29 protein-coding genes are annotated in these 26,679 nt (G+C 71.2%); 17 read left to right on the top strand and 12 right to left on the bottom strand.

Translation table 11 applies throughout. The features are described from left to right. Nucleotides 1-109 precede the first annotated feature (109 nt). Both LG395_RS12260 and LG395_RS12255 read right to left on the bottom strand, forming a co-directional pair. The gene (locus LG395_RS12260) at nt 110-1,075 is read right to left on the bottom strand and encodes a zinc-binding dehydrogenase (RefSeq protein ID WP_171152904.1); all 966 of its coding nucleotides are present in this window, start codon (nt 1,073-1,075) and stop codon (nt 110-112) included. A 212-nt stretch (nt 1,076-1,287) separates the two neighbouring features. Next, nucleotides 1,288-2,511: an NAD(P)-dependent malic enzyme gene (locus LG395_RS12255; RefSeq protein ID WP_171152906.1), complete on the bottom strand. Its 1,224-nt coding sequence runs from the start codon at nt 2,509-2,511 to the stop codon at nt 1,288-1,290. 565 nt (nt 2,512-3,076) lie between these two features. Here LG395_RS12255 and LG395_RS12250 point away from each other — a divergent pair. From LG395_RS12250 to LG395_RS12240, 3 genes are read left to right on the top strand one after another with little or no spacing between them, the layout of a single operon-like run. Continuing rightward, nucleotides 3,077-4,036 (top strand): ABC transporter substrate-binding protein, encoded by a 960-nt coding sequence (locus tag LG395_RS12250; RefSeq protein WP_171152908.1) that lies wholly within the window; start codon nt 3,077-3,079, stop codon nt 4,034-4,036. A 36-nt stretch (nt 4,037-4,072) separates the two neighbouring features. Beyond that, nucleotides 4,073-5,008 (top strand): amino acid ABC transporter permease, encoded by a 936-nt coding sequence (locus LG395_RS12245; RefSeq protein WP_225809359.1) that lies wholly within the window; start codon nt 4,073-4,075, stop codon nt 5,006-5,008. Next, complete coding sequence (locus tag LG395_RS12240; RefSeq protein ID WP_308071239.1) at nt 5,005-5,811, top strand: amino acid ABC transporter ATP-binding protein; 807 nt, start codon at nt 5,005-5,007, stop codon at nt 5,809-5,811. Before LG395_RS12245 ends, LG395_RS12240 begins: the two co-directional genes overlap by 4 nt. Nucleotides 5,812-5,886: 75 nt before the next feature. On the opposite strand, the gene LG395_RS12235 is transcribed toward LG395_RS12240, so the two are convergent. Beyond that, nucleotides 5,887-6,645 carry a class I SAM-dependent methyltransferase gene (locus LG395_RS12235; RefSeq protein WP_171152911.1) on the bottom strand — a complete coding sequence of 253 codons (759 nt, stop codon included), beginning with the start codon at nt 6,643-6,645 and terminating at the stop codon, nt 5,887-5,889. A 100-nt stretch (nt 6,646-6,745) separates the two neighbouring features. Between LG395_RS12235 and LG395_RS12230 the strand changes: the two genes are divergently transcribed. After that, nucleotides 6,746-7,375: a CGNR zinc finger domain-containing protein gene (locus LG395_RS12230; RefSeq protein WP_171152912.1), complete on the top strand. Its 630-nt coding sequence runs from the start codon at nt 6,746-6,748 to the stop codon at nt 7,373-7,375. Here LG395_RS12230 and sodX read toward each other — a convergent pair. Next, nucleotides 7,279-7,713, bottom strand: a complete 435-nt coding sequence (gene sodX / locus LG395_RS12225; RefSeq protein WP_171159704.1) for a nickel-type superoxide dismutase maturation protease — start codon at nt 7,711-7,713, stop codon at nt 7,279-7,281. The genes LG395_RS12230 and sodX overlap by 97 nt on opposite strands. A gap of 145 nt (nt 7,714-7,858) precedes the next feature. On the opposite strand from sodX, the gene sodN reads away from it, so the two are divergent. The 3 genes from sodN (at nt 7,859) to LG395_RS12210 (ending at nt 9,256) form a co-directional block, all read left to right on the top strand. After that, entirely contained in the window at nt 7,859-8,254 is a 396-nt protein-coding gene (sodN, locus tag LG395_RS12220) for a superoxide dismutase, Ni (RefSeq protein WP_171152914.1), read from the top strand. Between the two features lie 148 nt (nt 8,255-8,402). Beyond that, nucleotides 8,403-8,804, top strand: a complete 402-nt coding sequence (locus tag LG395_RS12215) for a helix-turn-helix transcriptional regulator (RefSeq protein WP_171152916.1) — start codon at nt 8,403-8,405, stop codon at nt 8,802-8,804. Between the two features lie 35 nt (nt 8,805-8,839). Then, the gene (locus LG395_RS12210; protein ID WP_171152918.1) at nt 8,840-9,256 is read left to right on the top strand and encodes a VOC family protein; all 417 of its coding nucleotides are present in this window, start codon (nt 8,840-8,842) and stop codon (nt 9,254-9,256) included. A gap of 502 nt (nt 9,257-9,758) precedes the next feature. On the opposite strand, the gene LG395_RS12200 is transcribed toward LG395_RS12210, so the two are convergent. From LG395_RS12200 to LG395_RS12185, 4 genes are all read right to left on the bottom strand, one after another. Continuing rightward, the gene (locus tag LG395_RS12200) at nt 9,759-10,133 is read right to left on the bottom strand and encodes a DUF952 domain-containing protein (protein ID WP_171152920.1); all 375 of its coding nucleotides are present in this window, start codon (nt 10,131-10,133) and stop codon (nt 9,759-9,761) included. 36 nt (nt 10,134-10,169) lie between these two features. Further along, complete coding sequence (locus tag LG395_RS12195; RefSeq protein ID WP_225809358.1) at nt 10,170-10,424, bottom strand: hypothetical protein; 255 nt, start codon at nt 10,422-10,424, stop codon at nt 10,170-10,172. A gap of 202 nt (nt 10,425-10,626) precedes the next feature. After that, nucleotides 10,627-11,772, bottom strand: coding sequence for a family 2 encapsulin nanocompartment cargo protein polyprenyl transferase (locus LG395_RS12190; RefSeq protein WP_225809357.1), 1,146 nt, complete (start codon nt 11,770-11,772; stop codon nt 10,627-10,629). Between the two features lie 112 nt (nt 11,773-11,884). After that, on the bottom strand, nt 11,885-13,291 hold the full coding sequence (locus LG395_RS12185; protein ID WP_171152925.1) for a family 2B encapsulin nanocompartment shell protein: 1,407 nt from the start codon (nt 13,289-13,291) through the stop codon (nt 11,885-11,887). 297 nt (nt 13,292-13,588) lie between these two features. On the opposite strand from LG395_RS12185, the gene LG395_RS12180 reads away from it, so the two are divergent. Together LG395_RS12180 and LG395_RS12175 are read left to right on the top strand one after the other, a co-directional pair. Continuing rightward, a complete protein-coding gene (locus LG395_RS12180; RefSeq protein ID WP_171152926.1) occupies nt 13,589-14,182 on the top strand; it encodes an N-acetylmuramoyl-L-alanine amidase in 594 nt (197 codons plus the stop codon). Nucleotides 14,183-14,399: 217 nt separating this feature from the next. Beyond that, nucleotides 14,400-15,302, top strand: a complete 903-nt coding sequence (locus LG395_RS12175) for a 1-aminocyclopropane-1-carboxylate deaminase/D-cysteine desulfhydrase (protein WP_225809356.1) — start codon at nt 14,400-14,402, stop codon at nt 15,300-15,302. Between the two features lie 15 nt (nt 15,303-15,317). Here the strand turns inward: LG395_RS12175 and LG395_RS12170 are convergent, their stop codons facing one another. After that, nucleotides 15,318-16,901, bottom strand: coding sequence for a Na+/H+ antiporter (locus tag LG395_RS12170; RefSeq protein ID WP_171152929.1), 1,584 nt, complete (start codon nt 16,899-16,901; stop codon nt 15,318-15,320). Nucleotides 16,902-16,962: 61 nt separating this feature from the next. Here LG395_RS12170 and LG395_RS12165 point away from each other — a divergent pair, with 61 nt between their 5' ends. The 3 genes from LG395_RS12165 to LG395_RS12155 all read left to right on the top strand — a co-directional run bounded on the left by LG395_RS12165 (nt 16,963) and on the right by LG395_RS12155 (nt 19,074). Continuing rightward, a complete protein-coding gene (locus LG395_RS12165) occupies nt 16,963-17,223 on the top strand; it encodes a UBP-type zinc finger domain-containing protein (RefSeq protein WP_171152931.1) in 261 nt (86 codons plus the stop codon). 307 nt (nt 17,224-17,530) lie between these two features. Continuing rightward, nucleotides 17,531-17,947 carry an ATP-binding protein gene (locus LG395_RS12160; protein WP_171152933.1) on the top strand — a complete coding sequence of 139 codons (417 nt, stop codon included), beginning with the start codon at nt 17,531-17,533 and terminating at the stop codon, nt 17,945-17,947. A 17-nt stretch (nt 17,948-17,964) separates the two neighbouring features. Then, nucleotides 17,965-19,074 (top strand): RNA polymerase sigma factor SigF, encoded by a 1,110-nt coding sequence (locus LG395_RS12155; protein ID WP_225809355.1) that lies wholly within the window; start codon nt 17,965-17,967, stop codon nt 19,072-19,074. 60 nt (nt 19,075-19,134) lie between these two features. Here LG395_RS12155 and LG395_RS12150 read toward each other — a convergent pair whose 3' ends face one another. After that, nucleotides 19,135-19,596, bottom strand: coding sequence for a hypothetical protein (locus tag LG395_RS12150; protein ID WP_225809354.1), 462 nt, complete (start codon nt 19,594-19,596; stop codon nt 19,135-19,137). Between the two features lie 136 nt (nt 19,597-19,732). On the opposite strand from LG395_RS12150, the gene LG395_RS12145 reads away from it, so the two are divergent. Both LG395_RS12145 and LG395_RS12140 read left to right on the top strand, forming a co-directional pair. After that, entirely contained in the window at nt 19,733-20,701 is a 969-nt protein-coding gene (locus LG395_RS12145) for a diacylglycerol/lipid kinase family protein (protein WP_171152939.1), read from the top strand. A gap of 321 nt (nt 20,702-21,022) precedes the next feature. After that, nucleotides 21,023-21,280, top strand: a complete 258-nt coding sequence (locus tag LG395_RS12140) for a WhiB family transcriptional regulator (RefSeq protein WP_003992873.1) — start codon at nt 21,023-21,025, stop codon at nt 21,278-21,280. Between the two features lie 177 nt (nt 21,281-21,457). On the opposite strand, the gene LG395_RS12135 is transcribed toward LG395_RS12140, so the two are convergent. After that, on the bottom strand, nt 21,458-22,933 hold the full coding sequence (locus tag LG395_RS12135; RefSeq protein WP_030657195.1) for a sensor histidine kinase: 1,476 nt from the start codon (nt 22,931-22,933) through the stop codon (nt 21,458-21,460). Nucleotides 22,934-23,257: 324 nt separating this feature from the next. After that, entirely contained in the window at nt 23,258-23,887 is a 630-nt protein-coding gene (locus tag LG395_RS12130; RefSeq protein ID WP_225809353.1) for a TetR/AcrR family transcriptional regulator, read from the bottom strand. Nucleotides 23,888-23,980: 93 nt separating this feature from the next. On the opposite strand from LG395_RS12130, the gene LG395_RS12125 reads away from it, so the two are divergent. From LG395_RS12125 to LG395_RS12115, 3 genes are all read left to right on the top strand, one after another. Beyond that, nucleotides 23,981-24,733 carry an SDR family oxidoreductase gene (locus tag LG395_RS12125; protein WP_225809352.1) on the top strand — a complete coding sequence of 251 codons (753 nt, stop codon included), beginning with the start codon at nt 23,981-23,983 and terminating at the stop codon, nt 24,731-24,733. 118 nt (nt 24,734-24,851) lie between these two features. After that, nucleotides 24,852-25,637, top strand: coding sequence for a glucosamine-6-phosphate deaminase (gene nagB / locus LG395_RS12120; RefSeq protein ID WP_171152945.1), 786 nt, complete (start codon nt 24,852-24,854; stop codon nt 25,635-25,637). A 212-nt stretch (nt 25,638-25,849) separates the two neighbouring features. Next, nucleotides 25,850-26,611 (top strand): GntR family transcriptional regulator, encoded by a 762-nt coding sequence (locus LG395_RS12115; protein WP_225809351.1) that lies wholly within the window; start codon nt 25,850-25,852, stop codon nt 26,609-26,611. Nucleotides 26,612-26,679: the final 68 nt, after the last annotated feature.

Raw genomic sequence — 26,679 nt, 5'->3', positions numbered from 1 at the left:
CGTCAACCCTAGTTGACAGCCATGCCACGAGAAAGGCGGGCCCGGCACCCCGGACCCGCCTTTCCACTCCTCGGCTCGACGGCCCGACAGCCCGACAGCCCGCGAAAGCTCAGGAGTTGGTCAGCACGATCTTTCCGAACTGCTCCCCGGAAGCCAGCCGTTCGAAGCCCTCCCGGGCCCGGTCCAGCGGCAGCTCCTCGTCGATGACGGGTCGCACCCCCGTCGCGGCGCAGAAGGCGAGCAGGTCCTCCAGCTCGTCCTTGGTGCCCATGGTGGAGCCGACGACCTTCAGTTCGAGGAAGAAGATCCGGGTCAGCTCGGCGTGCGAGGGCCGGTCCCCGCTGGTGGCGCCGGAGATGACGAGCGTCCCGCCGGGCCGCAGGGACTTCACGGAGTGGGACCAGGTGGCGGCGCCCACGGTCTCGATGACGGCGTCCACCCGCTGCGGCAGCCGCGCCCCGGGCTCCACGGCCTCCACCGCGCCCAGCTCCAGGGCCCGCTTCCGCTTGGCCTCGTCCCGGCTGGTGGCGAAGACCCGCAGCCCGGCGGCCTTGCCGAGGACGATCGCGGCCGTGGCGACACCGCCGCCCGCGCCCTGCACGAGGACCGAGTCACCGGGCCGTACCCCGGCGTTGGTGAACAGCATCCGGTACGCCGTCAGCCAGGCGGTCGGCAGACAGGCCGCCTCGGCGAACGACAGTTCCTTCGGCTTGGGCAGGATGTTCCAGGTCGGCACGGCGACCTGTTCGGCGAAGGTGCCCTGGTACCGCTCCGTGAGGATGGAGCGCGGCTCGGCGGGGCCGACGCCGTGGCCGGTCTGGCCGATGACGGAGTGCAGGACGACCTCGTTGCCGTCCGCGTCGACCCCGGCGGCGTCACAGCCGAGGATCATGGGCAGCCGGTCCTCCGGGAGGCCGACGCCCCGCAGGGACCAGAGGTCGTGGTGATTGAGGGAAGCGGCCCGTACCGTGACGGTGCTCCAGCCGGGACGGGCCTCGGGAGCCGGGCGCTCCCCCAACTCGAGGCCGGTGAGCGGCTGGTCGCGGTCGATTCGGGCGGCGTAGACAGCGAACATGCTGCCGACGATAGGGGCGCGGTGCGGCCGGCGGAACCAGGACCCCCTGTGACACATGCCCTCTTGCGCGACCGGCACCCGTGCGGCGCATGCCCACCGGCACCCGGGACGGCACCGTCCGGCCCCCGGACGGGCGGGCGCCGGACCGAAGGAACGGCCCCGTCCACACGGACAGGGCCGTTCAGTACTGCGGAACGCCGCTCAGCGCGACGTCACCGGCGAGCCACACCCTCGGCCCGCGCGGCGGCGGCGACCGCCGCCGTGACGGCGGGAGCGACCCGCTCGTCGAACGGGGACGGGATCACGTAGTCGGCGGCGAGATCGTCACCGACCACCGAGGCCAGCGCCTCGGCGGCGGCGATCTTCATCCCCTCGGTGATCCGCGTGGCCCGCACCTGGAGCGCGCCCGCGAAGATCCCGGGGAAGGCCAGCACGTTGTTGATCTGGTTCGGGAAGTCCGAACGCCCGGTGGCGACGACCGCGGCGTACTTGTGCGCCACGTCCGGGTGGACCTCCGGGTCCGGGTTGGCCATCGCGAACACGAAGGCGCCCTCGGCCATGGAGGCGACGGCGTCCTCGGACACCGTACCGCCGGAGACGCCGATGAAGACGTCGGCGCCCGCGAGCGCGTCCTCCAGCGGGCCGGTGACACCGGCCTTGTTCGTGAAGCCGGCCAGTTCGCGCTTGACCGGGGTCAGGTCCTCCCGGTCGGCCGACACGACGCCCTTGCGGTCGGCCACCGCCACGTCACCGATGCCGGCCTCGACCAGCATCCTGGCGATGGCGACACCGGCCGCGCCGGCGCCGGAGATGACGGCCCGCAGCTGACCGATCTCGCGCCCGCTGAGCCGCGCCGCGTTGCGCAGCGCCGCCAGCGTGACGACGGCCGTACCGTGCTGGTCGTCGTGGAAGACCGGGATGTCCAGGCGCTCCTGGAGCCGGCGCTCGATCTCGAAGCACCGCGGCGCCGAGATGTCCTCCAGGTTCACTCCGCCGAAGGAGGGAGCGAGCCGGACGACGGTCTCGACGATGTCGTCCACGTCGGTGCAGTCGAGCGCGATCGGCACCGCGTCGACACCGCCGAACTGCTTGAACAGGATCGCCTTGCCCTCCATCACGGGGAGGGAAGCCTGGGGACCGATGTCCCCGAGTCCGAGCACGGCCGTACCGTCGGTGACGACGGCGACCACGTTGGACTTCCATGTGTAGTCGTTGACCAGCTCCGGCGTTTCCGCGATCGCGGTGCACACGCGAGCGACGCCGGGCGTGTACGCGAGGGAAAGGTCGTCCTTGTCGCGGACCGGCACGGTGGCCTGCACGGCCATCTTGCCGCCGCGGTGCAGCGCGAACGCCGGATCGAAGGAATCGAGGGGCTCCGCCCCGCCGTCCTGGTCCGTTGTGCCGTCGCTGCGAGGATTGACGATCTCCGCTGCCACTTTGTTTTACCCCTTAGGTATGCATGGTTTGAGGGTCGACCACTCCTGGTGAGGGGTGGGCGGGCACCGCGTACGGCTCGATTGCGGATACGTACGAGCTCATACGCGACGGGCGCGCCGCACACGCGCCCTGAGCCCCGGATGAGGGGTGTAAAGAACCTTCTTACCGGACGGACGGCGCCCGCGACGAGTCCATTAGGTGCAAGGTCACATCGCGGAACCGGAAGACGACACGCGGATGACGCGCGACCGGCGGACCGGAATGGCCCGAAAACGCCCAAGGCCGACCGATGGGGCGGGCGGGGAGTGACCGCACCTTGAGACACGCTGAAGATTTTGCGGCCGGAGTGCCGGATTCCCGCAGATGGTTCGGTGGTGATGGACCAAGGATGTACCGACCTGATGCGGTTCGAGGGTCACCCGTTATCCGATTTTGACATAGCGACGCCCCTGAATGGCGCAGACCGAATGGCAAGATGCCGTAAACCCACGAGGTCGCGACACCCGAAGGTGTGTGTTTCCGTCGACCCATCGGCAACTCTTCCCATCCGCCGGAGGAACCACGATGACCGCAAGCTCCACCCGTCGTACGACCGCAGCGCGCTCCCGTCTGGCCGCGGCCGGTGCGATCGCGGTCGCAGGGGCCCTGCTGATCACCGGCTGCGGTGACCAGACCAAGGACAAGAACGAGAACTCCGGCAGCGCCTCCGCCGGCAGCGCCCCGCTCGCCGACAAGCTCCCCCAGGACATCCGGACCAAGGGCAAGATCAGGGTCGGTTCCGACATCGCGTACGCACCGGTGGAGTACAAGGACTCCGCCGGCAAGGTCGTCGGACTGGACCCCGACCTGGCGGCGGCCCTCGGCAAGCAGCTCGGGGTGACCTTCGACTTCCAGAACGGCACCTTCGACGCCCTGCTCACCGGTCTGCGCTCGGACCGCTACGACATCGCCATGTCGGCCATGACGGACAACAAGAACCGTCAGGAGGGCGTCGACCCGGACACCGGCAAGAAGGTCGGTGAGGGCGTCGACTTCGTCGACTACCTGACCGCCGGTGTCTCCATATACACCCGCAAGGGCGACACCAAGGGCATCACGTCCTGGGACGACCTGTGCGGCAAGAAGCTCGCCGTCCAGCGCGGCACCACCTCGGAGGACCTGGCCAAGCAGCAGGCCAAGAAGTGTCCGGGCGGCAAGAAGCTGGCCATCGAGGCCTTCGACGACAACCAGCAGGCCCAGACCCGGCTGCGTTCCGGCGGCGCGGACGCCGTGTCCGCGGACTTCCCGGTGGCGGCGTACGCGGTGAAGACCTCCGGCGGCGGCAAGGACTTCGAGATCGTCGGCGACCAGGTCGAGGCGGCGCCGTACGGCATCGCGGTCTCCAAGAAGGAGACCCAGCTGCGCGACGCGCTCCGGGCCGCGATGGACGCGATCATCAAGAACGGCGAGTACCAGCAGATCCTCGAGAAGTGGGGCGCCCAGGACGGCGCCGTCAAGGAGTCCGTGATCAACGGCGGCAAGTGACCCGCGGCGGCAAGCGGCCACTGAGAGGCAATTCCCGTGACTGACATCGACAAGACGGCGGGGCCGGTGGACACGCCCCCGGCCGGCGCGGAGGCCATCAAGGCCATCCCGGTCCGGCACTACGGACGTTATGTCTCCGCCGTCATCGCGATCGCGCTCCTCGTCGCGATCGTCTACGCGTTCGGCCAGGGCCGGATCAACTGGCACGCGGTGCCGGACTACTTCTTCGACGACCGCATCCTCACCGGTGTCGGCAAGACCCTCCTGCTGACGGTGCTGTCGATGCTGATCGGCATCGTCGGCGGCATCGTCCTCGCGGTGATGCGGCTGTCGAAGAACCCTGTGACCTCGTCCATCGCCTGGTTCTACATCTGGTTCTTCCGCGGCACCCCGGTCCTGGTCCAGCTGTTCCTCTGGTTCAACCTCGGCCTGGTCTTCGAGTACATCAACCTGATGCCGTTCTACAAGGACTACTGGTCGAACTTCATGACGCCGCTGCTGACGGCGTTGCTCGGCCTGGGCCTGAACGAGGCGGCGTACATGGCGGAGATCTGCCGGGCGGGCCTGCTGGCGGTGGACGAGGGCCAGACCGAGGCGGCCCACGCGCTGGGCATGAGCCACGGCAAGACGCTGCGCCGGGTGGTCATCCCGCAGGCGATGCGCGTGATCGTGCCGCCGACGGGCAACGAAGTGATCAACATGCTGAAGACGACCTCGCTCGTGGCGGCCGTCCAGTATCCCGAGCTGTTCCGCTACGCCCAGGACATCGGCCAGAACTCCGGTGCCCCGGTGGAGATGTACTTCCTCGCCGCGGCCTGGTACCTGATCATGACCTCGGTGCTGAGCGTCGGCCAGTACTACATCGAGCGGTACTACGCCCGCGGCTCCAGCCGCCAGCTGCCGCCGACGCCGTGGCAGAAGGTGAGGACCAACATGCTCTCCCTGGGCCGGCCCAAGGGAGGCATGGCATGACCGACAAGCTGAGCAAGAGTCAGGGCACCCCGGCCGAGGGCACCGTCCCGATGGTCAGGGCGCAGGACGTCCACAAGTCCTTCGGCCACGTCGAGGTGCTCAAGGGCATCGACCTGGAGGTCAAGCCGGGCGAGGTGTTCTGCCTCATCGGCCCCTCCGGTTCCGGCAAGTCGACCTTCCTGCGGTGCATCAACCACCTGGAGAAGATCAACGCCGGACGGCTGTACGTCGACGGTGAGCTGGTCGGCTACCGCCAGCAGGGCGACAAGCTGTACGAGCTGCGCGACCGTGAGGTCGCGATGAAGCGCCGGGACATCGGCATGGTCTTCCAGCGCTTCAACCTGTTCCCGCACATGACGGCCGTGGAGAACGTCATGGAGGCGCCGGTGCAGGTCAAGGGCGCGAACCGGGCGCAGGCCAGGGAACGTGCCATGCAGCTGCTGGAGCGCGTGGGCCTGGCCGACCGGGCCGGACACTACCCCTCCCAGCTCTCCGGCGGCCAGCAGCAGCGCGTGGCGATCGCCCGGGCGCTGGCGATGGACCCGAAGCTGATGCTGTTCGACGAGCCGACCTCGGCCCTGGACCCGGAGCTGGTCGGTGACGTCCTGGACGTCATGCGAGACCTCGCCGAGTCCGGCATGACCATGGTCGTCGTCACCCACGAGATGGGCTTCGCCCGCGAGGTGGGCGACAGCCTGGTGTTCATGGACGACGGTGTGGTGGTGGAATCCGGCCACCCGCGGGACGTCCTGACGAACCCTCAGCACGAGCGGACGCAGTCGTTCCTGTCCAAGGTGCTCTGAGGCCGCCGCTCCGGGCGTGCGCGGGAAGGGGCGGTACGAGTTCTCGTACCGCCCCTTGCGCGTGCCGCGTTCCGGCTACTTGACGGCGAGGAGCAGCGTGTCCGAGGGCGAGCACCACACCGGCCGGGCCTCGGCGAAGCCCCGGGCGAGCAGCGTGCGCGCGTGCCACGCCGCCGACGGCGTGTCGCCGTCCGCGTGTTCGCCGTAGATCTCGAAGCGGCGGGCGGTCGGCTCGGCGAGGACCGGGTCCTGGGCGGCCAGCCGCCACCAGTCGGCCCAGTCCAGGGCGCCGTCCCGCTTGGCCTGATCCATGCGGGCGCGGCGCTGGGCGCGCTCGGCCGCGTTGATCCGGGGCGTGGTGTCGTCGATCATGTGGTCCGCGTTCATGAAGACACCGCCGTCGCGGACCAGCCCCGCGACCCGACCGTAGAGGGCCGCGAGGGGTTCGCTGTGCAGCCAGTGGAGGGCCGTGGCGGTCAGTACGGCGTCGTAGGAGTCGTACGGCAGCGCGGCCGGCCAGTCGGGGTCCTTCAGGTCGGCGGTCACGAGCGTGACCCGGTCGTCGCCGGCGAAGGTGCCGTGGGCGATGGCGAGCAGCGCGGGGTCGAGGTCGACGCCGGTGCTGGTGGCGTCGGGGAAGCGGCGCAGCAGCCGGGCGGTGATGCTGCCGGTGCCGCACGCGAGGTCCAGCACGCGGGGGGCGGTGCCCACGAGCGCCTCGACCATGTCGAGCATGATCCGGAACCGTTCCTCACGGTCCGGCATGTACCACTCCTGCTGCCGGTCCCAGCTCTCCTGCCAGGCCGCCCAGTCGGTCCCGGTACTCGTCGTCATGGAATCCCGACTCCCCTCGGTTCGCGTAATACCCTGGAAGCACGACCGGCTGTTACCCGACCGCAGACCCGACGATAAAGCGCCTCCGTAAGGACTACAAGTGGAACTGGCCTATTACTCGGATTACGCCGTACGTCTCGTCAACAGCGAGGAACCGGCCCGGGGCAGGGACACCCTGACCACGGTCGAGGCCGTCCGCGATCTCTTCGGCGACAACGGCTCCGCGGCCCGCCGCGCCACCGACGCCGACGTCACGCGCTTCCGCTCGGTCCGGGCCCGGCTGCGCGGGGTCTTCGAGGCCGCCGACCAGGGCGACGAGACCCTGGCCGTGGACCTGCTGAACTCCCTGCTGCTGGAGTTCCCGGTCAGCCCGCAGATCTCCGGGCACGACCACCGCGACGAGGACGGCCGCCCGCTGTGGCACATGCACCTGGCCGACCACCCGTCCAACGCCACCGCCGGCTACGCGGCGATCGCGGCGATGGGCCTGGCCTTCCACCTCACCGAGTACGGCGTCGACCGGCTCGGCCTGTGCGAGGCCGCCCCGTGCCGCAACGCCTACCTGGACACCTCGACCAACCGTTCCCGCCGCTACTGCTCCGACCGCTGCGCCACCCGCGCCAACGTCGCGGCCTACCGCGCCCGCAAGCGCCTGGAGGCCGACCGGTCGGGCAGCAGCGGCCTCGCCGCCGAGAGCGCCCAGCGCAGCAGCGCCAGCGGCGAGCGCTGACCGGCCCGCAGCGGGCGGAAGCGGAACCTGGCCGTCCCGAGGATCAGCTCCTCGGGCACGACCCCGTAGTCCGTGCTGTCCCCGCCGGCGTACGGGTTGTCGCCGAGCACCCACCAGCCGCCCTCGCGGCGCTCCACGGCCCGCTTGACGACCAGCAGGTCCTGCTGGAACGGGTGACGCAGGACCACGACGTCCCCGGGCCTGACCACACCTGCGTACCGCACCAGCAACTGGTCCCCGTGGTGCAGCGTGGGCACCATCGACGGGCCGGTCACCTCGGCCAGCCCGAAGGGCGCCCCGGCCCTCCCCCGTTCGGTCTCCTGCGACAGCTCCGGCATCCCCGGCACCTCCCCGGTCCGTTCCTCCACCAGTCTCAGTCTCACCCTGGACTTTTGTCCTAAGCCCTAGGGGGCACCCGAGAAATCGCCTTCCACAGGGAGTAATGTCGCACCTGAGAAGACGATCACGAGGAAGGAATGCTCCATGCTTTCCCGCCTGTTTGCCCCCAAGGTCAAGGTCAGCGCACACTGCGACCTGCCCTGCGGCGTGTACGACCCGGCCCAGGCCCGCATCGAGGCGGAGTCGGTGAAGGCCGTCCAGGAGAAGATGGCCGGTAACGACGACCCCCACTTCCAGACGCGTGCCACCGTCATCAAGGAGCAGCGCGCGGAGCTGGCCAAGCACCACGTCTCCGTGCTCTGGAGCGACTACTTCAAGGCCCCGCACTTCGAGAAGTACCCGGAGCTGCACCAGCTGGTCAACGACACCCTGAAGGCCCTCTCGGCCGCCAAGGCGTCCACCGACCCGGCCACGGGCCAGAAGGCGCTGGACTACATCGCCCAGATCGACAAGATCTTCTGGGAGACCAAGAAGGCCTGAGCTCGTCCCGCGCCTTCTGACCGAGGTTCCCCTAACCTCGGCGATTTCCCGCCCGCACCCGGCCTCCAGGCCGCCTTCACGGCGTCCTGACGGACCGGGTGCGGTCTTTTCCCGGCACTGCGTGACGCGTCCGTGCGAAGCTGATCGGGTGACCGCCCTGGAGGACCTGAGACGGCTGCGGCGCGTGCGCGACCGCATGGACCGCGAGTACGCCGAGCCGCTCGACATGACCGAGCTGGCCCGTGACGCCCTCATGTCCCCCGGCCACTTCCAGCGCAGCTTCCGCAAGGCGTTCGGGGAGACGCCGTACAGCTACCTGATGACCCGGCGGATCGAACGGGCCAAGGCCCTGCTGCGCCGGGGCGACCTCAGCGTGACCGAGGTGTGCCTCGCCGTCGGCTGCACCTCGCTCGGCTCCTTCAGCTCCCGGTTCACCGAGCTGGTCGGCGAGACGCCGAGCGCCTACCGGGCCCGCGACCACGAGGAGACCGCGGCGATCCCGCCCTGTGTGGCCCGCAGGCTGACCCGGCCGCGCCGCCGCCCGTACTGAGGCGCGATCCCGCCGCCCGGTCCTAGGGTGGGTCCATGGACGTGAAACTCGCGCAGTGTTTCCTCGCCGTGGACGACCACGACAAGGCCATCGCCTTCTACCGCGACGTGCTCGGCCTTCAGATCCGCAACGACGTGGGCTTCGAGGGGATGCGCTGGGTGACCCTGGGCTCCCCGCTCCAGCCCGACGTGGAGATCGTCCTGGAGCCGCCGGACGCGAGCCCGGACGCCTCCCCCGCCGACAAGCAGGCGCTCAACGAACTCCTCGCCAAGGGCCTGCTGCGCGGCGTCATCTTCACCACGCCGGACTGCGACGCGCTGTACGAGCGGGTCCGCGAGTCCGGCGCCGACGTCCTCCAGGAGCCGATGGACCAGCCGTACGGGGTGCGCGACTGCGCCTTCCGCGACCCGGCCGGCAACCAGCTCCGCTTCATCGAACGCCCCACGGGCTGAACCCCGCCCGCCGACTCCGCGCCGACTCCGGCCGCTGGACTCCGGCCGCTGCGCTCCCGCCGCGCGTCGCCCGGCTGCTCGTGCCGCGCCCATCCGGTCAGCGCGGGCCGGAACGCGCACTCGGCGTCTTACCGGGACGGCGGGACGCCCAGGCACACCTGGTCCGGACGGCTGCCGGAGACCACCGGCGGCCGTACCGTCTCCCCGTGCCAGGGCACGGCGCAGAACGCCTGCCCCGCCGGAGAGCGCAGTACGGCCCAATCGCCGTGCTCGCCACGGGACGCGGAGAGCCGGGTGCCGGTGACGGCCGCCCGGAAGGCGCACGCGTCGGCGAGGCGCGCGGCCGGCCGGTCGGTCGGCGAAGGCGTACGTCCAGCGGATCGTCATCCGGGGAGTCCGGGCAGGGCCGATGACCGGACGGACGGGCGGGCCGCCGGCCGGCGGTGGTCACCGTGGTCGGGGCGCCGGCGCCGGCTGACCGCCACGCGGGACAGGCGGTGTGTCAGTGGTCGGCCTTCCCCGCCTCCCGCCCCGGCCCCCGGTGCCGGTCCCAGGGCTCCACGTCCACCACCGCCTCGGGCGGTACGGGCCCGTACACGTGCGGGAACTCCTCCCCGCCCGGCTCCGCGGACTCGTACCTCACCGGAGCCCCGACCCGCGCCGGGTCCACGACCAGCACGACCAGCTCGTCCGGGCCGTCGTAGCCGCCGTAGAGGAAGTCGGCGATACGCGGGAGCTGCTCACGGGTGGAGCAGTGGATGAAGCCCTCCTCCTGGAGGCTGCGGCCCCTGGTGGACATCTCGTAGGAGCCGCGCGCACGCGCCGCCTCCCACAGGGAGCGCTCGGTGATGTGCAGGATGTACGGCAGTTTCGGCATGCGCCCACGCTACGGCGCCCCCGCCCCCCTGGGCGCTCAGACGGCGCTGCTCCCGGTGCCCGCCACCGGCGGGCCCTGCGGACCGTTGCCGCCGCCCGGCCGGGCCTCGGCACCGGCGGAACGCTGCTGCCCGGCGGCCCGGGGACCGCTCTCCTCGTACGTCGCGCAGCCGGGGTTGCGGCAGGGCCCAGGGCCCCAGACCGGCACCCAGGCGCCCAGGGTCTTGTGCCGCTTGACGACCGTTTCCACGGGCTGTCCGCAGACGGGACAGGCGTGGCCCTCGCTGTCCATGCCCTCAGGGTAGAGCGGTGGCGCCCCCGGCGCTCCTTGCCGCGGCGGCCCCGAGGCCCGTGCGGGGAGGATCGGCGGCCCCCGCACACCGTCGGGGTGTGCGGGGGCCGCCTGGCCGGAGCCTCCCGATGACCGTACGGGGTCAGGAGCCGCACGGGCCTGGGGGCTCCGGGTTCTGCTCGGCCGCCGGGACGGGCGGCCCTCAGCTGGTGCGCCGGGTCACGAACTCGGCGAGCGCCAGCAGACCGCCCGCCGCCTCCGGGTCGGGAACGGCGCGGGCCAGCTCCTGCATGGCCCGGGCCATCCGGTCGGCCGCCTCGGCCTGCGCCCAGTCCCGGCCGCCGGCCCGCTCCACCGCCAGCGCGGTACGCGCGATCTCGCCGGCCTCCGCCTCCTCCTCGCGGTACGGCGTCCCGTACAGCGCGGCGAGCTCGGCCGCCGCCGGAGTGCCGGAGGTGAGCGCCGCCACCACCGGCAGGGACTTCTTGCGGGCGGCGAGATCCGCGCCGGCCGGCTTGCCGGTGTGCCGCGGGTCTCCCCATATGCCGATGACGTCGTCGATGAGCTGGAAGGCGAGCCCGGCCTGCCGGCCGAAGCCGTCCAGCGCGGCCACCTCCTCCTCGCCCGCGCCCGCGTACAGCGCGCCGAGCGCGCAGGCACAGCCCAGCAGCGCGCCGGTCTTGGCCTCGGCCATCGCGAGCACCTCGTCCAGGGTGACCGCGTCCGGCGCGCACCGCTCCAGGTCGGTGTCGGCGTGCTGGCCCTCGCACAGCTCCACGACACAGGCCGCGAGCCGGGCCGCGGCCGGCACGGAGGCCGGGTGCGGATCCTCGGCGAGCAGCCGCAGGGCCAGCGCCTGGAGGGCGTCCCCGGCGAGGATCGCGTCGGCGTCGCCGAACACGGTCCACGCCGTCGGCCGGTGGCGGCGGGTGGTGTCCCGGTCCATCACGTCGTCGTGCAACAACGTGAAGTTGTGGACCAGTTCGACCGCCGCCGCCGCCCGGACGGCCGCCGCCCGGGCCGCCGGACCGCCCAGCGCGGCGGCGGCCGCCAGCACGAGCGCGGGCCTGATCGCCTTGCCCGCGTTGCCCGCCGCCGGGGCGCCGTCGGCGTGCTGCCAGCCGAAGTGGTAGCTCGCGATCCGGCACATGGAGCCGGGCAGCGACTCCACGGCCGCGCGCAGCTCCGGGTCGACCAGCTTCCGGGCGCGCTCCAGCTGGACCGGCGCCTCGTGTCCTTCGAGCGGACCGGGGGCGCCACCCCCGGCCTTCTCCGGTGGCTCCTCCGGGGTGCCGGGGCGCGACACCCCGGAGGAACGCTGTTCGGTCTCCGTCATGAACTCGGCCATGCCTCCCCCTCACCAGGACCACGGAGTACGTCGTCACCGGCCCGGCCGGACGCGTACCCCGAGGGCCTACCCGCCCCGGGGGGCGGGGACACGGCCGCGACGTGCGGAAACGTCACCTCCATCGGCCGATCTCGACGTTCTCCAGCACGCCGAGCGCGTCGGGCACCAGGACCGCGGCCGAGTAGTACGCCGTCACCAGGTACTTGATGATGGCCTGCTCGTTGATGCCCATGAATCGGACGGACAGGCTCGGCTCGATCTCGTCCGGGATGCCGGACTGCCTGAGGCCGATGACGCCCTGGTCGGCCTCGCCGGTACGCATGGCGATGATCGAGGTCGTACGAGCCTCGCTGATTGGGATCTTGTTGCACGGGTAGATCGGCACCCCGCGCCAGGTCGGGATGCGGTTGCCGGCGATGTCGATCGTCTCCGGGACCAGTCCCCGCTTGTTCAGCTCGCGCCCGATCGCGGCGATGGCGCGCGGATGGGCCAGCAGGAGCTTGGTGCCGCGGCGGCGGCTGAGCAGTTCGTCCAGGTCGTCCGGGCTCGGCACGCCGTCGTGCGGCTGGATCCGCTGGTCGTACTCGCAGTTGCTGAGCAGACCGAACTCCGGGTTGTTGACCAGCTCGTGCTCCTGGCGCTCCTTCAGCGCCTCGACCGTGAGCCGCAGCTGCTGCTCGGTCTGGTTCATCGGCTGGTTGTAGAGGTCGGCCACGCGCGAGTGGATGCGCAGCACGGTCTGGGCGATGCTCAGTTCGTACTCGCGCGGCCGTGGCTCGTAGTCCACGAAGGTGTGCGGGATGTCGGGCTCGCCGGAGTGGCCGGCCGCCAGCTCGACCTCCTTCTCCCCGTACCTGTTGGTCCGCTGCGCGGGGATCGAGCGCAGCCGTTCCAGGTGCGCGCGCAGCGAGTCGGAGCGCTCCGCGACCTGCTGGAAGTCCTGGCGGCTGAGGATCAGCACCGTGGTCGAGGTGTCCGCACGGACGGTGTACTCCCAGATCGCCTCCGGGTCGAGCAGCGCCTGGTCGCCGAAGTAGGCGCCGTCGGCGAGGACACCGAGGACGGCGTCGTCGCCGTAGGGACCCGTGCTGACCTTCTCCACCCGGCCGTGGGCGAGCAGGTAGACCTCGTCCGCCTGGTTGCCGAAGTCGGCGATCACCTCGCCGGGCGCGAAGTCGCGCTGCCGGCAGCGGCGGGCCAGCTCGGTCAGCACCTCCGTGTCCTCGTACGACCGCAGGGCCGGCAACTCGCCCAGCTCGTTCGGGATGACCTCCACCTGGTTGCCGGTCTTCACGAAGGTGATCCGGCCGTCGCCGACGGCGTACGTCAGGCGCCGGTTCACCCGGTACGTGCCGCCCTGGACGTCCACCCAGGGAAGCGTGCGCAGCAGCCAGCGGGAGCTGATCTCCTGCATCTGCGGAACGGACTTGGTGGTGGTGGCCAGGTTCCGCGCGGCCGCCGTCCCGAGGGACTGCTGCGGCCTGCCCTGATCCGTGCGGACCTCTTCGCCTACCGACATAGAGAAATGCCCTCCCATGTATGCCCGGTGCCGAAGTGCGCCGGGCACCGGTCTCGCATCGAGCGTCCCAGCACGGAGCGTGTCCGCGCCATTACCCGAAAGAGCGGGAATGGATCATCGGATTACTGGGCACGATGGGCGATCTCGCCGCGGCTCGCGAGGCATGCCCGCCTGTCCGGATCGGCTCGCACACCATACGAACGAAGTGTCGCGGGACGTCCGGTTTGGGTAGAAGCGGGCAGGACATCCGGTGGCCGCGCCCGGCGGCCGCACGGGCACGGCACGAAGGAGTCGGGCATGGCCCCACCCATGTCGGCGAGCGGTTTCCTTGACGCGCTCAGGGCGGAGGGCGTCACGGTCGTCGAGGTCGGCGACTGGCGGCACCACAACCGCAATCACAAGGGCCCCTGGGGGCCGGTCCACGGCGTGATGATCCACCACACGGTGACCCGGGGCGGCGCGCGCACGGTGGAGCTGTGCCGGGACGGTCACCCGGACCTGCCGGGGCCGCTGTGCCACGGCGTGATCACCAAGGACGGCACGGTCCACCTGGTCGGCTACGGCCGCGCCAACCACGCCGGGCTCGGGGACGACGAGGTGCTGCGCGCGGTGATCGCCGAGAAGGGGCTGCCGCCGGACAACGAGGCGAACACCGACGGCAACCGGCACTTCTACGGCTTCGAGTGCGAGAACCTCGGCGACGGGGAGGATCCGTGGCCGGACGAACAGCTTGAGGCGATCGAGCGGGTCGCCGCCGCGGTGTGCCGGCACCACGGATGGACGGAACGGTCGGTCATCGGCCACCTGGAGTGGCAGCCGGGGAAGGTGGACCCCCGGGGCTTCGGGATGTCCTGGCTGCGGGAGCGGGTGCGGGAGCGGCTGAAGGACTAGGGTCTTCCGCTTGGATCAGGCCCGATCCCGCGAGCCCGGCGTGATCCAGACGAAAGGCTCCAGCGGTGGCCGGACGGTGGGGTCCGCCCCCGGGCCACGGGTCCGCCGTGGCCGGTCGCGCGGTTGCGCGCGCCCCTGGGATCGCTCGGCGCACCCCTGCCCGCGTCGGCGGGCGGCCCCGCCCCCGCCCGGCCCCCGCACCGGCGACAATGAAGCCGTGACCAGCCCCGGCCCGCTCAGCCCCCGCCTCCCCTCGCCCCTGCACGAGGTGCGGGACCCCCGGTTCGAGCGCCACGGACTGCGGCTGCTGCTCAAGCGGGACGACCTCATCCACCCGCTGTTGATCGGCAACAAGTGGCGCAAGCTGGTGCCCAACATCGCGGCGGCCCGCGGTCGGGCCCTGGTCACCTTCGGCGGGGCCTACTCCAACCACCTGCGGGCCACCGCCGCCGCGGGCCGCCTGCTGGGCCTGCCGACCACCGGTGTGGTCCGCGGCCACGAGCTGGCCGGCCGCCCCCTCAACCCGTCCCTGGCCCGGTGCGCGGCCGACGGCATGCGGCTGCACTTCATCGACAGATCGACATATCGCCGCAAGAGCGAACCTGAGGTCCTGGCCGGCATCCTGCGCGCGGCCGGCGCCGAGGACGCGTACGTCGTGCCCGAGGGCGGCAGCAACACCGAGGCGGTACGCGGCTGCCGCGCCCTCGGCACGGAACTGCGCGGCCGGGCCGACGTCGTCGCGGTCGCCTGCGGCACCGGTGGCACCCTCGCCGGCCTCGCCGCCGGACTCGCGGCCGGCCAGCGCGCGCTCGGCGTACCGGTGCTGAAGGGCGGCTTCCTGGAGGCCGACGTACAGGCTCTGCAGGAACGTGCCTTCGGCGCCCGCAGCGGCACCTGGTCCCTGGACGACCGTTTCCACTGCGGCGGGTACGCCCGGACGACACCGGAACTGGAGGCGTTCGCACAGGACTTCGAGCAGCGGCACGGGCTGGCCGTGGAGCGTCTTTATGTCGCCAAGTTGCTGTTCGGACTGGCCGCCCTGGCGGAAGAGGACGCCTTCGCGCGCGGGACGACGATCGCCGCCGTCGTCACGGGACGGCCGTTCCCTGACCCGGCCTGAGCCGAACGGAAGACCCTAACCGGCCTCCCGGTAGGCCGCCGCCTCCTCCAGGTCCAGGCGTCTGAGCAGGGCTCGCAGCATCTCGTCGTCGATGTAGCGCAGGTCGCGGAGTCTGACGAAGACCTCGCGCTCGGCGCCGATCATCTCGCGGGACAGCCGCCGGTAGGTGTCGTCGACGGACTCGCCGGTGATCGGGTTGACCTGCCCGAGCCGTTCCCAGACGGCGTTGCGGCGGCGCTCGAGGACCATGCGGAGCCGGTCGGCGAGCGGCTCGGGCAGGGTGTTGCGCTCGTCGGCGAGGAGTTCGTCGAGCCGGGCCTCGGCGGCCCGGGACGCCTGGGCCTGGGCGTTGGCCTCGGCGAGCGTCTCGGCCTGCCGGTCGCGGCCGGGGAACTTCAGCAGCCGGATCAGCGGCGGCAGCGTCACGCCCTGCACGACGAGGGTGCCGATGACGGTGGTGAAGGTCAGGAAGAGGATCAGGTTGCGCGGACCCGCGGGCATGGTCGGCGGGATGGAGAAGGCGATCGCGAGGGAGACGACGCCGCGCATGCCGGCCCACGAGGTGACCATCGCGCCCCGCCAGGTGGGGTTCTGTTCGCGCTCCGTGACACGCCTCGACAGGAGGCGGGGCAGGAAGGTGGCCGGATAGACCCAGACGAACCGGGCCACCACCACGACCAGGAAGACGGCGACGGCGTACCAGGCGGCGGAGGTGCCCTCGTACTCCCCGAGCCGTTTGAGGACGATCGGCAGCTGCAGACCGATCAGGGCGAACACCGCGGACTCCAGCACGAAGGCCACCATCTTCCACACCGCGCCCTCCTGGAGACGGGTGGCGAAGTCGACCTCCCACGCGCGGTGGCCGAGGTAGAGGGCGACGACCACCACCGCGAGCACCCCGGAGGCGTGCGCCTGCTCGGCGACCGCGTAGGCGACGAACGGGATGAGCAGGGAGAGCGTGTTCTGCAGGAGGGGCTCGGTCAGGTGGGTGCGCAGCCAGTGCAGGGGCGCCATGAGGACGAGACCGATCCCGACACCGCCGACCGCGGCGAGCGCGAACTCGCGGATGCCGCCCGCCCAGGTGGCCCCTTCCCCGACGGCTGCGCCGAGCGCCACCTTGTAGGCGGTGATCGCCGTGGCGTCGTTCAGCAGGGACTCGCCCTGGAGGATGGTGGTGATCCGGGACGGCAGGCCCACCCGGCGTGCGACCGCCGTGGCGGCGACCGCGTCCGGCGGCGCCACCACCGCGCCCAGCACCAGCGCGGCGGGCAGCGGCAGCCCGGGGACGATCAGGTACGCGACCCAGCCGACCACGACGGTCGCGAAGAGCACGTATCCCACCGAGAGCAGCGCCACCGGCCGGAACTGCGCCCGCAGGTCGAGGTAGGAGCTGTCGCTCGCCGACGTGTACAGCAGCGGGGGCAGCAGCAGCGGCAGGACGATGTGCGGATCGAGGGTGTAGGACGGCACGCCGGGGATGTAGGAGACCGCCAGACCGACCGCGACCAGCAGCAGGGGCGCCGGCGCCGGGGTGCGCCGCGCCGCCGCGGCCACCGCGGCACTGCCCGCCACCAGCAACAGCAGCGGCATCACGTCCATGGTCCTCGCCCACCCTCATCTTTCGCGCGGCAACCCGCACAACCGTCGTAATCTGGCAATCATGAAACAGTGCACGCACGCCGACGCGCTGCCGCACCCGGAACCGAAGCCGCTCGACGAGACCTGTCCGGAGTGCCTGCGGGACGGCACGAACCCCGTCCAGCTGCGCCTCTGCCTCACCTGCGGCCACGTCGGCTGCTGCGACTCCTCGCCGGGACGGCACGCGACGGAGCACCACGCGCAGTCCGGTCATCCGGTGATGCGGACGTTCGAGCCCGGCGAGGACTGGCGGTGGTGCTTCGTGGACCACGTACTCGTCTGAGCGTTCTCCCCGAGAGCGTCCCGTCCGACCGTGTTCTCGTGTGACACTGCATGCGGCGGCTGCCGCACGACGGTTCGAGCGTCTGACGTCTGGGTACGTCAACCCGGCGCGCGCTCTTCCCATTTGGGCCCGCGAACCCCCTAGACACGGAGCGTATCCACAGCTTTACTGTGAGTGACGCCAGGGGGTTGGGGTCCCGGGGACAGAAACGTTCGGAGCGCGATAGCGTCACCGCTTGAACCACTCACGCGTTACCCCGGGGGGCGACCCTCGGCCCCGTAAAGCTTGTACCACCATGGAGGTGAGGGTGTCCCAGATCGCAGGCGAGCCCGCGTCGAACCAGGACTTCGTGGAAGTCCGGCTGCCGGCTGCGGGTGCCTACCTGTCGGTGCTGCGGACGGCCACGGCCGGTCTCGCGGCCCGCTTGGACTTCACCCTGGACGAGATCGAGGACCTGCGCATCGCCGTGGACGAGGCCTGCGCGATCCTGCTCCAGCAGGCCGTGCCCGGCTCGGTGCTCAGTTGTGTCTTCCGGCTCGTCGACGACTCACTGGAAGTCACGGTGTCGGCGCCGACCACGGACGGCCACGCACCCTCGCGGGACACCTTCGCCTGGACCGTGCTGTCGGCCCTCGCGGGCAAGGTCTCGTCCGCCGTGGACGAGGACAAGACGGTGTCGATCAGTCTCTACAAACAGCGTGGCGCCGGCCCCGGGCCGGCGTGAGGAACGGGGACGGGCCGGTGCGGGACGAAGAGCGCGGCACACGGGAGCTGCCGACCGGGGACGGGGGTGCCTCCTGGTCGGGCGACGCCGAGACCCCGGGGGCAGGTCCCCGGGACGGTTCCCGGCGCATGGCGGACGGCATCGACGGCATCCCCGAGCAGGCCAGACCGCATCCGGAGGACGACTCCGCGCGGGTCGGCGGTGACGGTGCCACGGGCACGCCACCGAAGGCACGCGGCGGCGCCGGACCCGACGTCCGCGCGGGGGCCAGGGCTCGGGGAAGGGCTACGGGCGGGACGATGAGCGAGCACGAGCGATACGCCGAGGACGACGCGCTGGGCACGGAGGCCGTACAGGCCGTGCAGCACGACGCCCAGGACCGCAGCGGGGCGCGGGCGAAGTTCGTCGAGCTGCGCGCGCTGCCGGCGGGCAGCACGGAGTACGCGGAGCTGCGCAACCAGCTGGTCCGTATGCACCTGCCGCTCGTGGAGCACCTGGCACGCCGGTTCCGCAACCGCGGTGAGCCGCTGGACGACCTCACCCAGGTCGCCACGATCGGTCTCATCAAGTCCGTCGACCGGTTCGACCCCGAGCGTGGCGTGGAGTTCTCCACCTACGCCACACCGACCGTGGTCGGCGAGATCAAGCGGCACTTCCGCGACAAGGGCTGGGCGGTCCGTGTGCCGCGCCGGCTCCAGGAGCTGCGGCTCGCGCTGACCACCGCGACGGCCGAGCTGTCCCAGCTGCACGGCCGTTCCCCGACGGTCCACGAGCTGGCCGAGAAGCTCGCCATCTCCGAGGAGGAGGTCCTGGAGGGTCTGGAGTCCGCGAACGCGTACTCCACGCTGTCCCTGGACGTCCCCGACACCGACGACGAGTCACCGGCGGTCGCCGACACCCTGGGCGCCGAGGACGAGGCGCTGGAGGGCGTGGAGTACCGCGAGTCCCTCAAGCCGCTGCTGGAGGACCTCCCACCGCGCGAGAAGCGGATCCTGCTGCTGCGTTTCTTCGGCAACATGACCCAGTCGCAGATCGCGCAGGAGGTCGGCATCTCCCAGATGCACGTCTCCCGCCTGCTGGCCCGCACGCTGGCGCAGCTCCGCGAGAAGCTCCTCGTGGAGGAGTGAACGGGCCGTGAGCCCCGCTCGGCAGGGCTCCGTGTGCGAAGCGGCCCCGCCTGGTGAGCCCTACTCGCCCCGGCCCGGTCCCTTGATCCCGAGGGCCCGGGTCGTCTCGCCGTTGACGAGGAGCACCAGCGCCACCACGGCGACGAGCCCGAGCACGATGCCGGCCGGAACGGCCATGCCGTCGGCCCGGAGCAGGTTGTAGGCCACGGGCAGGGCCATGAGCTGGGTGATCAGCGCGGGCCCCCGGCTCCAGCCGCGCCGCAGCAGCAGACCGCGCGCGGCGAGCAGCGGCAGCAGCGCGAGGACGACCAGGGTGATCCCCAGGGTCACGGCTTGCTGCCGGTCGTCCGGGGCACCGGTGAGCCCGAGCACCAGCACCCACAGGCCGCCGGCCACCAGCGCCGTGCCCTCCAGCGCGGCCAGCACCGCCGCGTACGTCAGCCGGCGCGGGCGCGGCCCGGCGGCCGGGCCGGCCGTGGTGGCCTCGGCGGTGTGCGGGGCGGGATTCTGCTGACTGCTCACCCCAGCAGGGTAGCCCTCCCCCTCCGGCGCGCCGCCGCGCCCCGCGACCCCGAGTGTCCAGGCTCACGCCCCGGTCTCTTACCGGATCCCTAACTCGGTCTGGGCCGAGTACCCCCCAGTAGGTACGCTGCCATCCATGCGTGCACTTCTCGTGGTCAATCCGGCGGCAACCACCACAAGCGCACGCAGACGTGACGTACTGATCCACGCGCTGGCGAGCGAGATGAAGCTGGAGGCGGTCACCACCGAGTACCGCGGCCACGCTCGCGACCTCGGCCGGCAGGCGGCGGAGAGCGACGACATCGACCTGGTCGTGGCGCTCGGCGGCGACGGCACGGTCAACGAGGTCGTCAACGGCCTCCTGCACGCCGGTCCCGCCCCGGACCGCCTCCCCGGTCTCGCCGTGGTCCCGGGTGGCTCCACGAACGTCTTCGCCCGCGCGCTCGGCCTGCCCAACGACCCCGTCGAGGCCACCGGGGCCCTGCTGGACGCGCTGCGCGACGGCACCGAACGGGTCGTCGGCCTCGGTCTGACCTCGGGCACGCCGGGCACCGAGGACGAGGCGGTGCCGGCCCGCTGGTTCACCTTCAACGCCGGACTCGGTTTCGACGCGGGGGTGGTGGGCCGGGTCGAGCAGCAGCGCGAGCGCGGGAAGAAGTCGACGCACGCGCTGTACGTCCGTCAGGTGGTCCGGCAGTTCCTCGGTGAGCCGAACCGCCGCCACGGCACGATCACGCTCGAACGGCCCGGCGCGGACCCGGTCGGGGATCTGGTCGTCGCCATAGTCTCGAACACGTCCCCGTGGACGTATCTCGGCAATCGCCCGATGTACACGTCACCTAAGGCTTCGTTCGATACGGGCATCGACGTGCTCGGTCTCAGCCGGCTGTCCACAGCCGCGGTTGCCCGGTATGGCACCCAGTTGCTCACTTCGTCCCCCGAGCGGGGACCACAGGGGAAGCACGCCGTCTCCCTGCACGACCTGGACCAGTTCACCTTGCATTCGAAGGTGCCCCTGCCCCTTCAGATGGACGGTGACCATCTCGGGCTGCGTACGAGCGTGACGTTCACAGGCGTACGCCGTGCACTGCGTGTGATTGTGTGAGCGGAACGGGCGAAAGTCCTTTCACTCGAACGTTTAGGCCAGGGTCCACCCCATGGAAGTACGGCTGTGACCTAGTCGACACCGAGGAATCAAAAAAAATCTTCCGGAAGGGGTTGTATCCGCCGCTGAGGTTTGCGAGTCTCTACGTGGCGATCGGGACGGCCCGCAACACCGGCCTCCGCTGATCACCAGAACCCCTCTTCAAACACAGGACCACGCCGGGTGAAGACTCGGCGGTCGGCCCTTCACTTGTTGAGGGATTCGTGAAAGCGTTCACATTCACAAGCAACCTGCACGTAATACCAAGGAGAGGTAGCAGCCATGGACTGGCGTCACAACGCCGTTTGCCGCGAGGAAGACCCCGAGCTCTTCTTCCCCATCGGCAACACCGGTCCTGCGCTGCTGCAGATCGAGGAAGCCAAGGCCGTCTGCCGTCGCTGCCCGGTGATCGAGCAGTGTCTGCAGTGGGCGCTCGAGTCCGGTCAGGACTCCGGCGTCTGGGGTGGTCTCAGCGAGGACGAGCGCCGCGCCATGAAGCGCCGCGCCGCTCGCAACCGGGCTCGTCAGGCCTCCGCCTGACACACCCACCCCTGCTGACAGCCTGAGCTTGGCGGCGCGCACAGCACGTACGCATCTCCCGCCCCCGAGCCGCAGCGCGCAGTTCCCCCGATGCGCTTAGCACTGAGCAGAGCAGCAACGAGCATCAGCCTCGGACCGAAGACGGTCCGGGGCTTTTTGCTGCGCCGGGCCGCCGGCTCACTTCTGGGCCCGCACCGGGATGTCGAGGATCACCCGCGTCCCGCGCTCCGGCGCCGGCACCATGTCGAACGAGCCGCCCAGCTCGCCCTCCACCAGCGTCCGTACGATCTGCAGGCCGAGGTTGCCCGAGCGGTGCGGGTCGAAGCCCTCGGGCAGTCCGACCCCGTCGTCCTGGACGGTGACCAGCAGCCGGGCCTCCTTGGTGGTGCCGCCGCGCACCGCGGAGACCTCGACCGTGCCGGTGTCGCCCTCACGGAAACCGTGCTCCAGGGCGTTCTGGAGGACCTCGGTGAGAACCATGGACAGCGGGGTGGCGACCTCGGCGTCGAGTATGCCGAACCGTCCGCTGCGCCGGCCGGTCACCTTGCCCGGCGAGATCTCGGCGACCATCGCCAGCACCCGGTCGGCGATGTCGTCGAACTCCACCCGCTCGTCCAGGTTCTGAGACAGCGTCTCATGGACGATCGCGATGGAGCCGACCCGGCGGACCGCCTCCTCCAGGGCCTCCCGGCCGCGTTCGGACTCGATACGCCGGGCCTGGAGCCGGAGCAGGGCGGCGACCGTCTGGAGGTTGTTCTTCACCCGGTGGTGGATCTCCCGGATGGTGGCGTCCTTGGTGATCAACTCGCGTTCGCGGCGCCGCAGTTCGGTGACGTCCCGGAGCAGTACGAGCGAACCGATGCGCGTGCCCTTGGGTTTGAGCGGGATGGCCCGGAACTGGATGACCCCGTCGTGGGCCTCGATCTCGAACTCGCGCGGCGCCCAGCCGCTGGCCACCTTGGCCAGTGCCTCGTCCACCGGCCCCCGGGTCGGGGCGAGTTCGGCGGTGGTCTGTCCGAGGTGGTGGCCGACGAGGTCGGCGGCGAGGCCGAGCCGGTGGTAGGCGGACAGGGCGTTCGGGGAGGCGTACTGGACGATGCCGTCCGCGTCGAGCCGGATCAGGCCGTCGCCGACGCGCGGGGACGCGTCCATGTCGACCTGCTGGTCCGGGAACGGGAAGGCGCCGGCCGCGATCATCTGCGCGAGATCGGAGGCGCTCTGGAGGTAGGTCAGCTCCAGGCGGCTCGGGGTGCGCACGGTGAGCAGGTTGGTGTTCCTGGCGATCACGCCGAGGACGCGCCCCTCACGCCGTACGGGGATGGACTCGACCCGTACGGGCACCTCTTCGCGCCACTCCGGGTCGCCCTCGCGCACGATCCGGCCCTCGTCCAGGGCCGCGTCCAGCATGGGCCGCCGGCCGCGCGGCACCAGGTGGCCGACCATGTCGTCCTGGTAGGAGGTGGGGCCGGTGTTGGGGCGCATCTGGGCGACCGAGACGTACCGGGTGCCGTCCCGGGTGGGGACCCACAGCACCAGGTCGGCGAAGGAGAGGTCGGAGAGCAGCTGCCACTCCGAGACCAGCAGGTGGAGCCACTCGAGATCGGAGTCGTCGAGGGCGGTGTGCTGGCGTACGAGTTCGTTCATGGAGGGCACGTCTGCGAGCGTACCCGGGGCCTCGCGGGTGGCCGAAAAACACCCGCGGGCCGCGGCGCCTGGAAGGGACCCTCAACCCTCCCGGCACCGCAGCCCGGAGCATCATCGGCCGTGGGGTGTGCGGTCCCGGTCGGCCGAAGGCCGAGGAGCCGGGGCAGTCAGGGCAGAGAGCGCCGGTTCCTCGATCCGCCTTCCTGTGCGGGGAGGGCGGAAGCGTGCTGTTCTCGATTGTGGACTAGACCACGACGGCGTGTCCATGGTGCGGAGGCGTCCGCGCCGCGAGGGGCACCGGCACGCGATGCCACGCAGCCTAGCCCGCCCGGGTCAGTCGTGGGGCCAGATGGTCATGGCAATTTCCGCGAGTGCTTCCAGTTCCTCCCGGCGTGCGCCGTCGCGGGCCTGCTGCGACATGCCCTGGATCATCGCGCCGGTGTGCCGGGCGAGGGCGGCGGCGTCGGTGCCGGCCGGCAGCAGCCCGGCCGCGACGTCCGCCCTGATCCGCGCCTCGATCGCGGTGATGTTGGCGTTGCGCATGTCCCGCAGCAGCGTCTCCACCTCGGGGCTGGTGCAGTTGGTGGCCGCGTGGACGATCAGGCAGCCGTGCGGGTGGGCGGGGTCGGTGTACTCGGCGGCGGCCTCGCGGAGCATGCGGGCGACGCCCGCCCGGGCCGTGGGCTCCTCGGCGAGGGCGCGGTCGGTGAAGGCGCCGTGCGAGCCGGCGTAGACCCGCACGACCTCGTCGAAGAGGGTCCGCTTGTCACCGAAGGCCGCGTACAGACTGGGCGCGCCGATGCCCATGACCCGGGTCAGGTCGGAGACCGAGGTGGCCTCGTACCCGTGCTCCCAGAAGGCCATCAGCGCCTTCTCCAGTGCGGTGGCCCGGTCGAAGGAGCGCGGCCGGCCCCGCGTCCGGCCCGTGCCGCCCTGTGCCCGCGTGTCCTGACCCGTCGTCATGGGACCATTTTATAGCGCCCCCTAGAGAATTGTCGGCGAGGTGGTGTACGGTTTTTCTGTAGCGATCGCTAGGTAAATCTGGAGGGGGCGGACATGGGCGTGCTCACGGGGAAGACGGCGCTGGTCACGGGCGCGAGCCGCGGTATCGGGCGAGGGATCGCCGAACGGCTGGGGCGCGACGGTGCGCGGGTGGCGGTGCACTACGGGCGCGAGGAGACCGCCGCGAAGCAGACGGTCGCGGCGATCGAGGCGGCCGGCGGGTCGGCGTTCCCGCTCGGGGTGGAGCTGGGGACGCCCGGGGACGCCGAGCGGCTGTGGACGGAGTTCGACCGGCACGCGGACGGACTGGACATCCTCGTGCACAACGCGGGCATCGGCACCGCCCGCCCGTTCACGGAGATCGACGAGGAGGAGTACGACCGGCTCTTCGCGGTGAACGTGAAGGCACCGTTCTTCCTCACCCGGCTCGGGGCGGAGCGGCTGCGGGACGGCGGGCGGGTGGTGGCCATATCGTCCGGCCTGTCCCGGACCGCGGCGATGCCCGACCTGATGGCGTACTCGATGACGAAGGCGGCCCTGGACGTCTTCACCCGGGACCTGTCCAAGGTGCTCGGCCCCCGCGGGATCACGGTGAACTCGGTGGCGCCCGGCATCGTGGACACCGACGTCAACGCCCCGTGGCTGCGCACGAGCGACGAGGCGTGGCGGCGGGCGGCCGGGTACTCGGCACTGGGCCGGGTGGGCACGCCGGCGGACATCGCCGACGTGGTCGCCTTCCTGGTCTCGCAGGACGGCCGCTGGGTGACCGGGCACTGGCTGGACGCGACGGGAGGCTCCCTCACCTGACACCCCCGGCGCCTGTTCACCCCTCCCGTCTTTTCCGCGCTCTCGAACGCCGATACTGTTAGATTGGTCTAAACCACATAGAGACGCACAGAGCCCTCTTCAGAACGGCAGGCCCAGCGTGGAAGTTGTCATCGTTCCGGACGCCGCGGCGGGCGGCGAGCTGATCGCCGAGGCCATGGCACAGCTGCTGCGACGCAAGCCCGGCGCCCTGCTCGGCGTGGCCACCGGCTCCACCCCGCTGCCCGTCTACCAGGCACTGGCCGCCAAGGTGCGCTCCGGCGCCGTGGACGTCTCGCGGGCGCGGATCGCCCAGCTCGACGAGTACGTGGGGCTGCCCGCCGACCACCCCGAGTCCTACCGCTCGGTGCTGCGCCGCGAGGTGCTGGAACCGCTGGGCATAGGCATGGACGCGTTCATGGGACCGGACGGCACGGCCGAGGACGTCCAGGCGGCGTGCGAGGCGTACGACCGCGCGCTCGCCGGGGCCGGCGGCGTGGACCTGCAACTGCTCGGCATCGGGACCGACGGACACATCGGTTTCAACGAGCCGTGCTCCTCGCTCGCCTCGCGGACCCGGATCAAGACGCTGACGGAGCAGACCCGCGTCGACAACGCCCGCTTCTTCGACGGCGACATCGAGCAGGTTCCGCACCACGTCATCACCCAGGGCATCGGGACGATCCTGGAGGCCCGCCACCTGGTGCTGCTGGCGACCGGTGAGGGCAAGGCGGACGCGGTCGCCGCGACCGTCGAGGGCCCCGTCGCGGCCGTCTGCCCGGCCTCCGCGCTCCAGCTCCACCCGCACGCGACGGTGGTCGCCGACGAGGCCGCCGCCTCCAAGCTGAAGCTGGCCGACTACTTCCGGCACACGTACGCCAACAAGCCGGACTGGCAGGGCATCTGACCCGCGGCGCCCGGCGGGAGGGCGGCCCCGGCACCACGGGCCCGCCGGGCTCACCGTCCCGTTGGACTAGACCAACAGCGGGCGCACCGGTATATAGAGGAGATCACGGAGCGTGCGGGTGGAGTGCTGACACGACAACCCGTGCCACGATGTGAGCCGTGGCCGATGGGGATGTCGGTCGCTTTCGGCATTCGGAGCCGGGAAGGCAGAGCATGAGCACCGACGTCAGCAGTGCGGAGAACGAGGCCGGCACCACCCGTACCGCGCGCGTGCCGAAGTACTACCGCTTGAAGAAGCACCTGCTCGACATGACGGAGACGCAGGCACCGGGCACCCCGGTCCCGCCCGAGCGCACGCTGGCCGCCGAGTTCGACACCTCCCGCACCACGGTGCGCCAGGCACTGCAGGAGCTGGTCGTGGAGGGCCGGCTCGAGCGCATCCAGGGCAAGGGCACCTTCGTGGCCAAGCCGAAGGTCTCCCAGGCACTGCAGCTCACCTCCTACACGGAGGACATGCGCGCCCAGGGCCTGGAGCCGACCTCACAGCTGCTGGACATCGGGTACGTCACCGCCGACGACCGGCTCGCCGAGCTGCTCGACATCACGGCCGGCGGGCGCGTGCTGCGCATCGAGCGGCTGCGCATGGCCAACGGCGAGCCGATGGCCATCGAGACCACGCACCTGTCGGCCAAGCGCTTCCCGGCGCTCAGGCGCTCGCTGGTGAAGTACACCTCCCTGTACACCGCGCTCGCCGAGGTCTACGACGTCCACCTCGCCGAGGCCGAGGAGACCATCGAGACCTCCCTGGCCACACCGCGCGAGGCGGGGCTGCTCGGCACCGACGTGGGCCTGCCGATGCTGATGCTCTCCCGGCACTCGCTGGACCACGAGGGCAAGCCGGTGGAGTGGGTGCGGTCGGTGTACCGGGGGGACCGGTACAAGTTCGTGGCGCGGCTCAAGCGGCCGGTGGAGTAGGCGCCGGCAGGCCCGTGCCCGGCATGTTCGCTGAATCGATATACCGATATGCGGACGAGGTCTTCCAC

The sequence above is a fragment of the Streptomyces spinosus genome (genome assembly GCF_020400655.1).
GTDB classification, from domain to species: Bacteria; Actinomycetota; Actinomycetes; order Streptomycetales; family Streptomycetaceae; genus Streptomyces; species Streptomyces argyrophylli.
The sequence above is the reverse complement of the archived record's forward strand: the minus strand, read 5'-3'. Positions and strand labels throughout refer to the sequence as shown.

Coding starts and splice junctions, on each gene's coding strand:
- LG395_RS12210 (WP_171152918.1), top strand. CDS start 8,840: ATGGACGTGAAACTCGCGCAGTGTTTCCTCGCCGTGGACGACCACGAC.
- LG395_RS12190 (WP_225809357.1), bottom strand. CDS start 11,772: ATGGCCGAGTTCATGACGGAGACCGAACAGCGTTCCTCCGGGGTGTCG.
- LG395_RS12165 (WP_171152931.1), top strand. CDS start 16,963: ATGAAACAGTGCACGCACGCCGACGCGCTGCCGCACCCGGAACCGAAG.
- LG395_RS12200 (WP_171152920.1), bottom strand. CDS start 10,133: ATGCCGAAACTGCCGTACATCCTGCACATCACCGAGCGCTCCCTGTGG.
- LG395_RS12235 (WP_171152911.1), bottom strand. CDS start 6,645: ATGACGACGAGTACCGGGACCGACTGGGCGGCCTGGCAGGAGAGCTGG.
- LG395_RS12240 (WP_308071239.1), top strand. CDS start 5,005: ATGACCGACAAGCTGAGCAAGAGTCAGGGCACCCCGGCCGAGGGCACC.
- LG395_RS12125 (WP_225809352.1), top strand. CDS start 23,981: ATGGGCGTGCTCACGGGGAAGACGGCGCTGGTCACGGGCGCGAGCCGC.
- sodX (WP_171159704.1), bottom strand. CDS start 7,713: ATGCCGGAGCTGTCGCAGGAGACCGAACGGGGGAGGGCCGGGGCGCCC.
- LG395_RS12130 (WP_225809353.1), bottom strand. CDS start 23,887: ATGACGACGGGTCAGGACACGCGGGCACAGGGCGGCACGGGCCGGACG.
- LG395_RS12180 (WP_171152926.1), top strand. CDS start 13,589: ATGGCCCCACCCATGTCGGCGAGCGGTTTCCTTGACGCGCTCAGGGCG.
- sodN (WP_171152914.1), top strand. CDS start 7,859: ATGCTTTCCCGCCTGTTTGCCCCCAAGGTCAAGGTCAGCGCACACTGC.
- LG395_RS12115 (WP_225809351.1), top strand. CDS start 25,850: ATGAGCACCGACGTCAGCAGTGCGGAGAACGAGGCCGGCACCACCCGT.
- LG395_RS12195 (WP_225809358.1), bottom strand. CDS start 10,424: ATGGACAGCGAGGGCCACGCCTGTCCCGTCTGCGGACAGCCCGTGGAA.
- LG395_RS12260 (WP_171152904.1), bottom strand. CDS start 1,075: ATGTTCGCTGTCTACGCCGCCCGAATCGACCGCGACCAGCCGCTCACC.
- LG395_RS12170 (WP_171152929.1), bottom strand. CDS start 16,901: ATGGACGTGATGCCGCTGCTGTTGCTGGTGGCGGGCAGTGCCGCGGTG.
- LG395_RS12140 (WP_003992873.1), top strand. CDS start 21,023: ATGGACTGGCGTCACAACGCCGTTTGCCGCGAGGAAGACCCCGAGCTC.
- LG395_RS12185 (WP_171152925.1), bottom strand. CDS start 13,291: ATGTCGGTAGGCGAAGAGGTCCGCACGGATCAGGGCAGGCCGCAGCAG.
- LG395_RS12250 (WP_171152908.1), top strand. CDS start 3,077: ATGACCGCAAGCTCCACCCGTCGTACGACCGCAGCGCGCTCCCGTCTG.
- LG395_RS12145 (WP_171152939.1), top strand. CDS start 19,733: ATGCGTGCACTTCTCGTGGTCAATCCGGCGGCAACCACCACAAGCGCA.